Origin of the sequence: Psychrobacter proteolyticus, from assembly GCF_038155145.1 — a bacterium.
GTDB lineage: Bacteria > Pseudomonadota > Gammaproteobacteria > Pseudomonadales > Moraxellaceae > Psychrobacter > Psychrobacter proteolyticus_B.
On sequence record NZ_JBAKAY010000124.1, the window covers coordinates 1 to 222 of the forward strand.

1 protein-coding gene is annotated in these 222 nt (G+C 44.6%); it reads left to right on the forward strand.

Going from position 1 to position 222, the window contains the following annotated elements:
- The coding region (locus V6252_RS13225; RefSeq protein WP_425355886.1) for a precorrin-2 dehydrogenase/sirohydrochlorin ferrochelatase family protein at positions 1-222 on the forward strand (222 nt) is incomplete at both ends.

A 222-nucleotide genomic window follows, 5' to 3' on the forward strand; every position in this document is an offset into this window, starting at 1 on the left:
GTGGTCGATACCCCGCATTTATGTGACTTTATCTTTCCAGCCATTATCGATCTCAATCCCATTGTGATTGGTATCTCATCAAATGGTAAAGCGCCAGTATTCGCACGTCTATTACGTGCACGTCTTGAGACATTAATCCCGCAAGGCTATGCAAAATTAGCAAAGTTGGAAGGTGAATTCCGCAGTGAGGTAAAAGCCAAGATACCAACGCTTACTGGCCGT